The 534-nt window shown below is 40.1% G+C and carries 1 protein-coding gene; it reads right to left on the bottom strand.

Translation table 11 applies throughout. The features are described 5' to 3' along the window. On the bottom strand, nucleotides 1-534 hold a 534-nt coding region (locus tag AC27IT_RS28140), incomplete at both ends, for an Ig-like domain-containing protein (protein WP_487092313.1).

The following is a 534-nucleotide window of genomic DNA, read 5'->3' as shown; positions in this document are numbered from 1 at the left end:
AGCGTAAGAGGGGTAACAACAATGCTATCTTGTTGTTCTTGAACAACTATCCGCACAATACCAATTGCAGAGTCGCCTCTGTCATTTTGAATTAATACAGTAAAACTATCTACTCCAAAAAATGTTGGACTTGGTGTATAGCTAAACGTTCCATCTGCATTTACCACAGCTGCTCCATTGGATGGAGATGCATTTAAAGAAAATCTAATTGGTCTCCCAAGATTATCAGTAGCCGATATCGTCCCTGAGACAGTTACACCTTGCTGAGTCTGTACTGTGATGTCTTGTGGTGTAATAGTACTTTGAACCGGATCAATTATAATTGAAACTGAAGCAATTGCTTGATCTCCTTGATCATTTTGAACCAGAACGTCAAATTGATCTGTTCCACTCACACCAGGAGTCGGTGTATAAACAAACGTTCCATCTGGATTTAAAATAACCGTTCCATAAGCAGGGAGATTGTTAAGGGTGTAGGTTAGTGGCCTATTTAGCTGATCTCGAACTGAAAGTTCACCATTTACACTCTGCCCT

The organism is Brevibacillus sp. YAE8 (genome assembly GCF_057543335.1).
The sequence above is the reverse complement of the archived record's forward strand: the minus strand, read 5'-3'. Positions and strand labels throughout refer to the sequence as shown.